General features: G+C 34.2%; 11 protein-coding genes. 9 read left to right on the top strand and 2 right to left on the bottom strand.

The window, feature by feature from the left end:
• Positions 1–6: 6 nt before the first annotated feature.
• The 5 genes from Q1A73_RS18630 to Q1A73_RS18610 all read left to right on the top strand — a co-directional run bounded on the left by Q1A73_RS18630 (position 7) and on the right by Q1A73_RS18610 (position 4,374).
• Positions 7–1,359 (top strand): biotin/lipoyl-binding protein, encoded by a 1,353-nt coding sequence (locus tag Q1A73_RS18630; protein ID WP_299608570.1) that lies wholly within the window; start codon positions 7–9, stop codon positions 1,357–1,359.
• Positions 1,360–1,362: 3 nt separating this feature from the next.
• Positions 1,363–2,766: a TolC family protein gene (locus Q1A73_RS18625; RefSeq protein WP_299608568.1), complete on the top strand. Its 1,404-nt coding sequence runs from the start codon at positions 1,363–1,365 to the stop codon at positions 2,764–2,766.
• Between the two features lie 226 nt (positions 2,767–2,992).
• Positions 2,993–3,397: a hypothetical protein gene (locus tag Q1A73_RS18620; RefSeq protein ID WP_299608567.1), complete on the top strand. Its 405-nt coding sequence runs from the start codon at positions 2,993–2,995 to the stop codon at positions 3,395–3,397.
• 112 nt (positions 3,398–3,509) lie between these two features.
• Positions 3,510–4,013 (top strand): GNAT family protein, encoded by a 504-nt coding sequence (locus tag Q1A73_RS18615; protein ID WP_299608565.1) that lies wholly within the window; start codon positions 3,510–3,512, stop codon positions 4,011–4,013.
• 58 nt (positions 4,014–4,071) lie between these two features.
• Positions 4,072–4,374, top strand: a complete 303-nt coding sequence (locus Q1A73_RS18610; protein ID WP_299608563.1) for a hypothetical protein — start codon at positions 4,072–4,074, stop codon at positions 4,372–4,374.
• Positions 4,375–4,522: 148 nt separating this feature from the next.
• Here the strand turns inward: Q1A73_RS18610 and Q1A73_RS18605 are convergent, their stop codons facing one another.
• Positions 4,523–7,744, bottom strand: a complete 3,222-nt coding sequence (locus Q1A73_RS18605) for a chondroitinase-B domain-containing protein (protein WP_299608560.1) — start codon at positions 7,742–7,744, stop codon at positions 4,523–4,525.
• Between the two features lie 358 nt (positions 7,745–8,102).
• On the opposite strand from Q1A73_RS18605, the gene Q1A73_RS18600 reads away from it, so the two are divergent.
• The 4 genes from Q1A73_RS18600 to Q1A73_RS18585 all read left to right on the top strand — a co-directional run bounded on the left by Q1A73_RS18600 (position 8,103) and on the right by Q1A73_RS18585 (position 10,904).
• Entirely contained in the window at positions 8,103–8,513 is a 411-nt protein-coding gene (locus Q1A73_RS18600; RefSeq protein WP_299608558.1) for a DUF3010 family protein, read from the top strand.
• Positions 8,514–8,608: 95 nt separating this feature from the next.
• Positions 8,609–9,988, top strand: a complete 1,380-nt coding sequence (locus Q1A73_RS18595; protein ID WP_299608556.1) for an exonuclease domain-containing protein — start codon at positions 8,609–8,611, stop codon at positions 9,986–9,988.
• Positions 9,989–10,182: 194 nt separating this feature from the next.
• The gene (locus tag Q1A73_RS18590) at positions 10,183–10,515 is read left to right on the top strand and encodes a hypothetical protein (protein ID WP_299608554.1); all 333 of its coding nucleotides are present in this window, start codon (positions 10,183–10,185) and stop codon (positions 10,513–10,515) included.
• A 44-nt stretch (positions 10,516–10,559) separates the two neighbouring features.
• A complete protein-coding gene (locus Q1A73_RS18585; RefSeq protein ID WP_299608552.1) occupies positions 10,560–10,904 on the top strand; it encodes a hypothetical protein in 345 nt (114 codons plus the stop codon).
• Between the two features lie 69 nt (positions 10,905–10,973).
• Here the strand turns inward: Q1A73_RS18585 and gcvP are convergent, their stop codons facing one another.
• The gene (gene gcvP, locus Q1A73_RS18580; protein WP_299608550.1) at positions 10,974–13,826 is read right to left on the bottom strand and encodes an aminomethyl-transferring glycine dehydrogenase; all 2,853 of its coding nucleotides are present in this window, start codon (positions 13,824–13,826) and stop codon (positions 10,974–10,976) included.
• Positions 13,827–13,885: the final 59 nt, after the last annotated feature.

Genomic DNA, 13,885 nt, shown 5'->3' with positions numbered 1-13,885 from the left:
AGAGTCATGTTAAATATTTCAAATAAAAAATTGAATAAAACTGTTGATATTTTAGGGTATAAAGCATCACAGAAAGTATTTGGTAAAGACCATTATAAGTACTTTAATAGATTCTTATTAGCTTTTACGATTATAGTATTTATAATTTTATTTTTTCCTTGGACGCAGAATATTTCGGGAACTGGCTATGTTACCACATTAACGCCAGATCAAAGGCCACAAACAATCCAGTCACCTATTCCAGGTCGAATAGAAGAATGGTATGTAAAAGAAGGAGATTTTGTAAAAAAGGGCGATACTATTTTACGAATTTCTGAAATTAAGAATGAGTATTTTGATCCAAATCTGGTAGAGAGAACTGGAAAGCAGATCAAAGCGAAATCCATGGCTGTTACTTCTTATGAAGAAAAAGTAAAGGCACTAGGAAATCAGGTAACGGCGCTTACACAAGAACGAGCTTTAAAATTAAAGCAGGCCAATAATAAACTACTACAGTCTAGATTAAAAGTTAAGAGTGATAGTATAGATCTTGAAGCAGCTAAAACGAATATTAGTATTGCAGAGAGACAATATAACCGTACGCTACAATTAGAGAATGAAGGTTTAAAATCCCTTACTGATGTAGAAACTAAACGACTAAAACTTCAGGAGACACAGGCAAAATTAATTTCTCAGGAAAACAAATTACTGGCTAGTAAGAATGATGTGATTAATGCACAGATCGAGATGAACAGAATTCAGGCAGAGTATGCTGAGAAGATTTCAAAATCTCAGAGTGATCGTTTTACAGCACAATCTAGTCAGTTTGATGCTGAAGCGCAGGTGACAAAACTGGAGAACGAGTATACCAATTATGAGATTAGAAATGGCCTTTATTACATTAAAGCACCTCAAAACGGGTATATTAATAAAGCCATTCAATCAGGAATCGGAGAAACATTTAAAGAAGGAGATCGATTGGTAGGGATTATGCCTTCGGATTATGATCTGGCCGTAGAAACTTTCGTAAGGCCAATTGATTTACCCTTAGTTCATCTTGGAGAGGAAGTTAGGATACAATTCGACGGTTGGCCGGCTATTATATTTAGTGGATGGCCCAATGTTTCTTACGGTACCTACGGAGGAAAAATTGTAGCCGTAGAAACCTTTATAAGTCCTAACGGAAAGTATAGAGTTTTAATATCACCAGACACCAATGATCATGCTTGGCCTGATGGAATACGAGTAGGTTCTGGAGCCAATACCATTGCCTTATTAGAAGATGTGCCTATTTGGTTCGAGCTTTGGAGACAATTAAATGGTTTTCCTCCTAATTATTATCAGCCAGAAGATAAAGTAGCCACTACAGCAAAAAAATAATCTATGAACAAATTTTTGTTACTCAGTTTTCTTTTTGTCTCAGCAATATTGTTTTCACAAGAGCAAGATCCTTTAATTCTTAATTTCCAGGAGTACTTAGGATTTGTAAAGAAACATCATCCTATTGCGAAGCAAGCGGAACTAACAATTAGTGTAGGTGAAGCAAACTTGTTAAAGTCAAGAGGAGGTTTTGATCCCAAGATCGAAGTTGATTACGATCGTAAAGATTTTAAAGGTTCGGAATATTATGATTTGCTAAATGCTACTTTTAAAGTGCCAACGTGGTATGGGATTGAGTTAAAAGCAAATTTCGAACAGAATGAAGGAATCTTTCTAAATCCTGAAAGAACAGTACCAGATGAAGGACTGTATAGTGCAGGAATTTCAGTACCTATCGCTCAGGGATTGCTCATTAATGAGCGTATGGCCGCCCTTAAAAAAGCGAGGTTGTTTAGAGATCAGACTAAAGCGGACAGAGATATTTTGGTGAATGAGATTTTGTATAATGCGTCCTTGGCCTATTTTAACTGGTTGGAGGCTTATAACGAAAAAGAAATCTATCAAAATTTCCTAATCAATGCGCAAACTCGTTTTGAAGGAATAAAGAAAAGTGCATTAGCAGGTGATAAAGCCATTATAGATACGGTAGAAGCCAAAATTACGGTGCAGAATCGCCAATTGAGCTTGGAACAATCTAAAGTGAAGTTGATGAAATCATCCTTAGAGCTTTCTAATTTTTTATGGATCGGAAATAATATTCCTATAGAGTTACAGCCTAATGTTATACCTGATAATGATGTAGACGAGGTAATCGATCAGACACTGCAAATACAACAAGCTATGATTTCTGAAGTGGATTTAGAAAATCATCCTAAGCTAAGATCTTTAAATTATAAGATTGAAGGATTAGAAGTGGATCGAAAACTAAAAGCAAATAAATTGTTACCAAAAATCAATTTAGAATACAATTTTTTAACACCGTCACCAGAAGTTGCTAATTCGTTTAATAATGCGGACTATAAAGGAGGAGTGACTTTCGAGTTTCCTTTGTTTTTGCGCAAAGAACGAGGAGCTGTAAAGTTAGCGAAGTACAAAATTCAGGATAGTCAATATGAGTTGGCTAGCGTACAATTACAAATTGAAAATAAAGTTAATGCAATTACCAATGAATTGGATTCCTTTACCACGCAAAATCAACTTATTGCTGATATCGTAAATGATTATACCACGCTTTTAAGAGCGGAAGAGCGCAAGTTTAGTTTTGGCGAAAGCTCAGTTTTTTTAATAAATTCCAGAGAAAGTAAATTAATAGATGCTGAGTTAAAACGAAACAAATTGCAAAATAAATACTTTAGTACTAAAGCTAAATTGTTTAAAAATCTAGCGGTAAACCCAGAGAATTTATAATTTTTGTCTTTTTCTGTTCCGTATATCGTAGAGCACCAATGGGTTATCTTTTGTTGGTGATTTTTTCTAGAATTATTGAGCTATTTATAATTAAAATATGGGAATATTCCCTATCATTGCAAAATATAGAAAAACGGGTATATTCCCCTATTTTTAAAAAAAACAAGGATCTGTATTTTTAGCGATGGAAAACACCCCATTAAAGTAATTATAAAGAATACTCAATATGTCGACCGCATTTTCTATGATGGTTACACAAATTGTAAGTGAAAGTAGTGCAGATTCCATTCCCAATCCTGCTCGATCTGGATACTTTTGTAAGCCAAGTAAATTTTTATCAGAATTAATTCGATTTGTATCCATGATGCAAGTAATGAAAGTAGGGGTAAGTAGTGAAATTGCTTCGATAAAAAATGATTTGGAAATCGCTAACCAATCTCCAGTAATTACCAGATCAGATAACCGATTATATACGCTGATGGTAAAAGCAATTGATCGAATTCGTAAGGTGTGCGTAGCAGAAGGAACTGCTGCAGAAAATAGTAAGGAAAGAGAACTGGCAGAAACCTACGCTTGGTCGGTAGCAGGTTGTAATATGTTCTTGCAATATTCTGAATCTATTGGAGATTAATAATCATATGCCAATCATATTGTTATCTTCATATCTATAAGTCGGTGTAGATTGATTTTTTAAATCATAGTAATTCGTATTTTTGATCAACATGCTCTAAAAACATTTAGGAATGGATCAAGATGTTGTGCTAAGACCTTTGGGAATATCCGATAAATCTGTATTAGCTAAGCTTGCTAATAACAAGAAGATATGGGATAATTTACGAGATTATATACCTTTTCCGTATGATGAAAACGATGCTGAATATTTTATCAATCAAACACTAGAAGAAAATCCTAAACAGAATTTTGGGATTGTCTATCAAGGAAAACTTTGTGGCGTCATAGGAGTGATTCTACAACAAGATGTATATCGTAAATCAGCAGAAATTGGATATTGGATAGGAGAACCCTTTTGGGGAAATGAAATTGCCACTAGAGCAGTACGATTAATAACCGAATATGGATTTAATGATTTAGACGTACAAAGGATCTATGCAGCTATTTTTGATTACAATAAAGCTTCTATGAAAGTACTAGAAAAGAATGGATTTCAGAAAGAAGGTATATTTCAAAATGCCATTTTTAAAAATGGAAAATTATATGATGAACATAGGTTTTTTAAGCTTAAATAAATGTGTTTATTAGTTTCGAGGTAGTTTTTAAATAAATGTTTTTTAATTATATCTAAACATGATCTATTTAACCATGTTAATTTTTGTAAAAGAAGGGAAAGAAAGTATTTTCCATGAGTTTGAAGATATGGCAATTCCTTTATTGATTGAATATAATGGGAAACTTATTTATAGAATCCGACCTACAAAAGAAACTTTTATATCGTATCAAGAAGAATTACCATACGAGATTCATTTTTTATCATTCCCTTCTGACGAGGATTTTATTAGTTTTGCCAATGACAAACGCAGAAAAGAGTTTCTGCATCTCAAAGAAGCTTCTATCCAATCTAGTTTTTTGGTAAAAGGTGAGCGTTTATGAATATCTTAATACATATGTTTTTATTGCTTACAAAAACGTTGGTTACAGTCACGTCTGGAAACTTTATAAATATTATAAAATACAATGAAGGCTGAATTTAAAATTCAACCTTCATTGTATATAGCGATGAAATTATGATCTTATACTTTTAATAAGAATTCTTTATTACTTTACTGGTGTTCAATATTTTGTTGTTCGAGTTAAATAGTCTTATAAAGTAAATTCCGTTAGGAAGGCTTTTGGGTACGTTAAAACTATTAGAAGATCTTATGTTATCTGTTTTATATACTTCTCTACCATATACATCCACAAGTTGTATACTGAAGGTTTCAGTACTATTATTAGGTAGTTCGATGGTTAGGTTTGTTGAAAAAGGATTAGGGTATATAGAAACATTGATGATCTCATTAACCCCCGTTCTGTTAGATAGACTTTGACTAGCGCCAGCACAAATTATTTCGAATTCTCTGATCGACGACCAATTTCCTGTATAGCCAGAGGCACCAGTAATGGTAAGCTTTACATATCGTACAGATTGTGTAGAAAAACTTCTATGAATTACAGCGCCACCAGATGTGTTATTAGAAGCATCAGTTAACACAGAAAAATCTGAAGTCGCAGAACTGCTAGAGCCTTCTACAATAAACTGATAGGCTCTATTATTATAAGGATACACATTAATTTCGCCAACTGGGTATTCATCTCCCAGATCTATTACTACATTTTGAGGAAAACCTTCTGCAGACCATCTGTTTTCTGTATTATCATCTATAATGTTGTTTGCAGGATTAGTAGTCTGTTGATTGCTATAAGAAGAGACGCTTCCACCTAAACTCAAGTTGCTTCCAGAAGTACAATTTGGAATATCTATAGCGTTGCCAAATGCTCTAAATTCTAATATACTAATCCATGGTCCAGAATATTCGTATGCTCCAACAACAGTAACTCTAATATAGCGAGCCTCAATAGAAGAGATAATATCAGTTACAGGAGCGGAGATTGTTCCTGGTGTGGTATTATTTCTTCTGTCAATTATTTCAGTAAAAGAACCATTAGATTCAGTGGCGATTTCTAAAGAGTATTGATATGCTCTATCTTGATAAAATACCAATTCTGTTTTCTGAATGCTAAAAACATCACCAAGGTCCACTGTAAAAGATTGCGGAAAACCGTTAACGGACCAACGTGAACTGGTAGATCCATCAACAAGATTAGAGGCAATATTACCTCCATCTGGCGTTCCGGTAGTAGTCACAGGTTTGTTTAAAGCTAAATTGGTTCCAGAGGTCAAAGGAACTACAGTTATTACAGTGGTATCTGTAAACTGACCATCTTCTGTTGTTACTGTAATAGTGGCTTCTCCTGTACTGAAGGTATTGATAAGTCCATCTGCATTGATAGTGGCAATAGCTGTATTACTACTAGTATAAGTTATATTTTGATTAGTGGCATTAGCAGGAGATATGATCGATGTTATAAATGTTGTACTTCCAACTTCTATAGGACTATCAATAGGAACAATACTCACCGAATCTACTGGAATATTAGATGTTGTGCCAGATTGGATAATGGTAATTGTTCTGGTTATAGAACCGCCAGTCACGGTTACAATACCTGTTCTTGAAGATGTTTCCGAATTTGCTGTTACGCTAATGTTGGTAATTCCATTATTAATACCAGAAGTAGGGCTTACCGAAATCCAAGAACTGTCGTCAGAAACCGTCCAATTTACATTAGAAGTAATTGTAAGTTCTTTACTGCTAGCACTAGCATTAAAATTATCTACAGAAGATACAATTAATACATCTGTTGTAGAGTTGTCACAGGAATTTAAAGGATTGCCATTAGCATTTACAAAACAAGCACCAACATTTACAGCAATATCATTATCACTATATGGCGATTGTGAGATAGAAGATCCAGCGTTAGTCCCCGAAATAGTAAATATTTCTCCATTAGTGGATGCAGATAAGTTTGTTGCCGAAAATCCGCTTATTGATGCTCCTAAAGTTGTATTGCTATATACATTTCCAGAATAAGATAAAGAGGAGCCAATAGCCGAAAAATCACCATTATCATCTTCGGTGATAACATCAGTCGTATTTGGTGATCCATCGGAAAAGAAAATAACATTATTAGAAACAATCCCAGTATTGTCGTTGGTACCTTTGTCTCCGTTAAAGAATAATGGAGCATTGGTGTTTACTATGGTATTATTAGAAACGGTAATATCTTCAGATTTTTGATAACCATTAGATACACTTGTGGAGTTGCAATTATCTTGAGAATTTGTAGAGCCTCCCATAAAAGTAATTCCGTTATTCCATTTTGCCTGATCAATTACTGTAATACAATCCTGAATGTAGTTATTGCTTATTTCGTGGTCGCTATCTACGATTCTAATTCCGCCTGTTCCATCAACATTTTCTCCTAAGAAATAATTGTTTTTTACTGTTGCTCCAGAACCATGACGTAGAGTTAAAGATCCTCTACATCGTCTAAAAGTATTGTTCTGATAGGTGTTATTATCACTTTTATTGGTAATTATTTCATTTTCACCATCTGCTTCAACAAAATAGTTATTTCTAACGATGGTTCTACAATCTACATTCTGAAATTCGCTAGTTCCTACTCGGATGGTTTCACTATCTCCAGAATTTGACAGAGAAGGATCTATTTTTTCGTATTTATAAAAATAATTATGGCTTATGGTATGTCCTACAATATCACAGCGATTATTTGCTGCATTGTATTCCAGTTCTACTAAAACTAAGGCTCCAGCAGTAGACTTGTTTAGAAAAGAGCAATACAACACATTGTTATTGTTACCGTATAAAACTACCCATCGATGTTTTACAACAGCTCCATCTTGTTCGGCTTCTGCAGCATCGCCAGGTTCCACGCCTAAACCATCGATGACACAGTTTTGAATAGTGGAATTCTGGGCGTAAGTTGTTCCATTTCTAAACTGTATGAAATTACTAGCTCCGTAGCCTCCCTGCCAGTGAAATCCTTCGACAATCAGAAAGTTTCCAGCAATATCCATCTGCAATCCATTATTAAAAATTACTCCACCTGGAGTTTCTGCTCTTAAAATAATCGGATCGGAGGAAGTTCCGTTCGCTTTAAAAACTAATCTTTCATCAGAATTATATGTTCCGTTTTTCCAGGTTACTATATCACCAGGAAGTAAACTTAGATTTTTAAACTCATCGATAGAGTTAATGAAGTATTCTGTTGCAAATAGATGCGAGGAAAATAAAAAAAGAATGATTAATATTTTTTTGAACCTTCTTTTGTCAACAGGTAAAATGGCTACAAGGTGTTTTTTTTGTTTGCTAGATAGATAATAAGAGTTGTGATTTTTCATGTGATATTTGTTAAATAGATAGTTGTTTTATCGTGAAGTATTTGTTGGTGTTAGTTCATATGGGAGTTTTAAAAAAAAGGGGGCTTTGAAAAAAATACTGTTGTTTAAATAAATAAAATTGGTCAACCAATTTAAAAATAAATAGATGATATATCAATTTTTTGTGTTTAAAAATCATGAAATATCAAAAAAAAGGTTAATTAATTGAGTAGTTTATTTTCGTTGTAGGTTTTGATTATACAATGTTTCATTTTTATAGGTTCGAATATCAGTGCTAGATTTTTACAGATTCTCGTAAACTTTATTTTTTAAAAGACTACCGACAATACTTAAAAAATTATATACTAATTTTGGAAAGATGAAAGCCGTAGGAATTGAAATTGATAAAAAAAGAGCTATTTGTGTTATCGTGTCTAAAGATGCTAACGGTATATTACAGAATGTAACAGGTAAGACTAAATACATCGAAATAAAGGATGATCATAACAATCAAGAGATACAAGATTTTCTGCAAAAGGTAGAAACTTTTTTTGATGAGGTAGCACCTAACAGTATTGGTATTATTAGTCGACAAACAAAAGGCAAGTTTGCCGCAGCTTCAGTTTCTTTTAAACTAGAAGCACTTATTCAATGTTATAAAAAAACGGAAATAACTTTTGTTTCTAAACAGACATTAACGGCATATTATAAGAAAAATGAGCTTCCTCTTTCTTATGATAATGCATATCAGGAAAATGCTACTTGCTTGGCAACCTATCTTTTGAGATAGCAATTTTATTGGCGAATAGGAAAAATTCCATTTTAAAAGGAAAAATTCCAAATTTCAGATATTTCTTTTTAGATTTGTAACCCAAAACAAAGGTAATGTCAGAAAAATTATATGCTGTTATTGATGTGGAAACTACGGGTAAAGGCATTCATGGAAATCGCATTACAGAAATTTGTATTGTTGTATTAAAGGGGCATACGGTTATAGATAAGTTTACTTCTTTGGTAAATCCTGAGTGTCCTATTCCTCCATTTATTACTGGGTTAACAGGTATCGATAATGATATGGTACGAGATGCTCCAAGATTCCATGAGATTGCTCAGCGAATCATTGAATTGACTACAGGAGCAATTTTTGTAGCACATAATGTAAATTTTGATTATAACGTAATCAAAGAAGAGTTCAAGAATCTGGGGTACTCTTTTGTGCGAAAAAAATTATGTACCGTTCGATTATCTAGAAAACTCATTCCTGGAATGTTTTCATACAGTCTTGGTAAATTGTGTTCTGCTCTCAATATTCCTCTCGAAGATCGGCATAGGGCTGAAGGCGATACGGATGCTACTGTTGTTTTATTTCAAAGAATTTTAAGCTTAGATCCAGAGTTTAAGGTTATCAATAAGTTTTTAAATGTTCGTTCTAAAGAGGCAACATTACCACCACACCTAAAAGCAGAAAACATTGATCAGTTGCCAGAAGAGACTGGGATATATTTGTTTAAGGATCAAAAAGGGAAAGTAATTTATGCTGGCAAAGCAAAGAATATAAAACAAAGGGTAGTTAGTCATTTTTACGATAAAAAGAATAAAGAATATGCCTTAGGTCAGGAAACCTATACGATCGATTATGAAGTAACTGGTGATGAGTTAGTAGCGTTATTGCTTGAAGCTGAAAAAATTAGAAAACACTATCCTAAATTTAATAGAGCGCAAAAAAAACCAGTAGCTCCTTATTGTATCATGTATTATACAAATAGAAAAGGAGTAATTCAATTAGCAATTGATAGATCACATACTTTTGATCACTCTATAGAAATATTTTATACGAGGGCTGAAGCGATTGAAAAATTAGAGCAATTATGCGAAAAGTTTCAATTATGTCCAAGGTATTGCAGTTTACAAACTACCACAGAACGATGTTCACATTATAAGATTAAAAATTGCAAAGGTATCTGTATTGGAGATGAGTCAGTGGCGTTGTATAATATGAGAGCTCAGCAAGCATTGTCTTCATTAAAAAAGGATCAGAAGAGTTATTTTATTAAGGGGAAGGGTAGAACTTTTAATGAGCAAAGTTTTGTAATGATTCAGGATGGTGTCTACAGAGGTTTTGGGTATCTTCAGAATGATGAGCAAATCCTAAATTCAGAAGATTTTGATACTTATTTACAACTGCAAAAACACACCTATCATACTACTAAAATCATAAAAAGTTATTTGAGAAAACATGGGGATAGAAACATTGTCCCTATCTAAATTGAATCATTGTCTCTTGTTTTTTAGAAATTATAACAAAATAATAGCATTTCACTAACAGCTAATTTAGTATTTTGAAAGACTTATTAACTCATAATTGTCTTGTATGATAAGCTGTTCTGACTAATTTGATTCCAGTGGAGATAATTATTTTGAGCATGCTTTTTCGACAATTAAATACAAAAAATATACTGATGAAAAATATCTTTTTAGTACTTATTTCCTTTTTAGCGATATCCATATACGGTCAGAAAACAATTGATTTTCAATCAAAGGATGGACTGATGATAACTGCAGATTTATATGAAGCAACGGATAGTGATTCTTTTATCGTTCTTTTTCATCAAGCAGGTTGGAGTAGAGGAGAGTATATGGAAATAGCTCCTAAGCTTACCAAGATGGGGTATAATTGTCTTGCGGTAGATCAGAGATCTGGCATGATCGTAAACGAACGATTAAATCATACAGCAAGAGAAGCAAAAAAAGAAGGTAAAAAAACTGAATTTATTGATGCTTATCAAGAGTAGAAGCAGCGATTGCCTTTGTTAAAAATACATATCAACCTAAAAAGTTGATCATTTGGGGAAGCTCCTATTCTTCATCTCTAGTCTTAAAATATGCTGGTGATCATCCTAATGATATCAATGGAGTACTGTCATTTTCTCCAGGAGAATATTTTGGTAAGAAAAACTATATCTCTAGTAGTGCTACTAATATTAAATCCCCGGTATTTATTACTTCGGCAAAAAAAGAGAAAAAGAACTGGTCAGGAATTTATGAAGCTATAGTATCAGATAAAAAGCAGTTCTTTCTTCCAGAAACAGATGGTAATCATGGGTCTAGAGCGCTATGGGAACGATTTTCTGATAATGAAAGTTATTGGAAGGCTGTAAAGGGTTTTCTAGAAACGATCTAATATAAATAAGAATGCCTGGCTCTTAAAAAAAAGTACCAGGCATTTTTATTTGAAATAAAGAAGTTTAGATTAAACCTCTTCCATATATTCTTCTATAGGCGCACAAGTACAGATAAGATTTCTGTCTCCGTATGCATCATCCACACGTCTTACTGTTGGCCAGAATTTATTATCAGCAACATATGCTAATGGATAAGCAGCTTGTTCTCTTGTGTATGGGAAATCCCAAGAATCTGCTGTTAGCATAGCTAAGGTATGTGGCGCATTTTTCATAACGTTATTAGCATCTTCAGAACTAGCTTCTGCAATCTCCTGACGTATACTAATCATAGCGTCACAAAAACGATCTAATTCTGCCTTACTTTCACTTTCTGTAGGTTCTATCATGATAGTTCCTGCAACAGGAAATGAAACCGTAGGTGCATGGAATCCATAATCCATAAGGCGCTTTGCAATATCAGTTACTTCAATACCATGTGCTTTAAAAGGACGACAGTCTACAATCATTTCGTGTGCAGCACGTCCTCTTTCACCAGAATACAATGTACTGTAATGACCATCTAATCGCTCTTTGATATAGTTTGCGTTTAAGATAGCGTATTCAGTAGATTCTCTAAGTCCTTTTGCACCAAGCATGGTAATGTATCCATAGGATATTAAACAAGCTAATGCAGATCCCCAAGGCGCTGCAGAGATCGCTGTGATTGCTTGATCTCCACCAGTGGTAATTATAGGGTTGCCTGGTAAAAATGGAACTAATTGTTTTGCTACACAAATAGGACCTACACCAGGTCCACCACCACCATGAGGAATGGCAAATGTTTTGTGTAAGTTTAAGTGACAAACATCTGCTCCAATTGCTCCAGGATTTGTTAATCCTACTTGGGCATTCATATTAGCACCATCCATATATACTTGTCCACCATTATCATGGATAATCTGTGTGATTTCTCTAATGTCAGACTCATATACTCCGTGAGTAGAAGGATAAGTTACCATTAATGCAGAGAGATTGTCTTTGTATTTTTCTGCTTTTTCTCTTAGATCCTCAACATCGATATTCCCTTCTTCGGTAGCTTTTGTAACTACTACCTTCATTCCTGCCATCACTGCTGATGCCGGATTGGTTCCATGAGCAGAAGAAGGAATTAGACAAATATTTCTGTGGTGATCACCCCTCGCTTCATGATAAGCGCGAATAACCATTAATCCTGCAAACTCTCCTTGTGCACCAGAATTAGGTTGTAAAGAGGTAGCTGCAAAACCAGTAATCTCTGTTAATTGGTCTTCTAACTTTTTTAATACTTCTTGATATCCTTGTGCTTGCTCTACAGGAACCAAAGGATGGATATTACCCCATTGTGGATTACTTAAAGGAAGCATCTCCGAAGCGGCATTCAATTTCATGGTACAAGAACCAAGAGGAATCATAGAATGATTTAACGATAAATCCTTACGCTCAAGTTTCTTGATATAACGCATTAATTCAGTTTCAGAATGATAGGTATTGAAAACATCATTTGTTAAAAATGGTGTATTTCTTTTTACTGAATCTGGAATGTTAGTTACGCTATTGTCAGGAGTAACATCAATAGCATCTTTTCCTGAAGCTTCTGCAAAAATCGAAACTATGTTATTTAGGTCAGCTAGTGTTGTTGCTTCATTTAATGAGATAGATACTACATTGGTATCTGGATAGTAAAAATTGATACTTTGAGCTTCTGCTATTTCTTTGATTTTATTTGCATCTGCTTCAATTCTAATAGTATCAAAGAAACTAGTATTTAGTTGTTTGTAACCAAGTTTGGTTATAGTATCCGCTAGGGTTGTAGCGGCACTATGTACTTTGGTGGCGATATATTGTAATCCTTCTTTTCCGTGATATACTGCGTACATACCAGCCATTACTGCTAATAAAACCTGCGCGGTACAAATATTAGAAGTCGCTTTGTCGCGCTTGATATGCTGCTCACGAGTTTGTAAGGCCATACGTAGCGCTCTATTGCCATTCATATCTTGAGTAACCCCAATAATTCTCCCAGGAATATTTCTTTTGTACGCTTCTCGAGTAGCAAAATAAGCGGCATGTGGTCCTCCATATCCTAATGGAATTCCAAATCGTTGGGTTGTTCCTACTACTACATCAACATCAAAACTACCAGGCGACTTTAAAGAAACAAGACTTAAGATGTCTGCAGCTACGGCTACTTTTATTTCTGACTGATGTGCTTGTTCTACAAATGAAGCATAATCATATACTTGTCCTGATACTCCAGGATATTGCAAAATTGCACCGTAGAAATCAGTAGAGAAATCAAATTTAGTATGATCACCAATAACCAGTTCAATTCCTAATGGAATCGCTCTTGTTTTTAACAATGAAATAGTTTGTGGTAAGATTTCTTCAGAAACGAAAAATTTATGAACATTTTCTTTTTTCTGAGTTCTGGATCTAACAGCAAATAACATGGTCATTGCTTCTGCCGCAGCGGTACTTTCATCTAGTAACGAGGCATTTGCCAATTCCATGCCAGTAAGGTCACAAACCATAGTCTGGTAGTTTAGCAAAGCTTCTAGTCTTCCTTGTGCAATTTCAGCCTGATAAGGAGTATAAGCAGTATACCATCCAGGGTTTTCTAAAATGTTACGCTGTATCACTGCCGGCAAACATGCTTCATGATATCCTAAACCAATATAAGTTTTAAAAACTTTATTCTTCGCAGCTAATTGCTGTATATGAGCAGAATACTCTTGTTCGCTCATAGCTTCATCAAGTTGCAGTGGAGCTTTTAGTAAAATATCATCAGGAACAGTTTCATAGATCAGTTGATCCATAGATTCTGCCTTGATCATAGATAACATATCATTAAGATCCTTTTCTGAAGGACCTATATGACGTAGTTTAAACGAGTCGGTTTTCATAGCAAAAAACAGTTGAGATTGAAAGCGCAAAAGTACATATTTAATCCATAAAAATTTCA

This window comes from uncultured Aquimarina sp. (assembly GCF_947492115.1).
Lineage (GTDB): Bacteria > Bacteroidota > Bacteroidia > Flavobacteriales > Flavobacteriaceae > Aquimarina.
The sequence above is the reverse complement of the archived record's forward strand: the minus strand, read 5'-3'. Positions and strand labels throughout refer to the sequence as shown.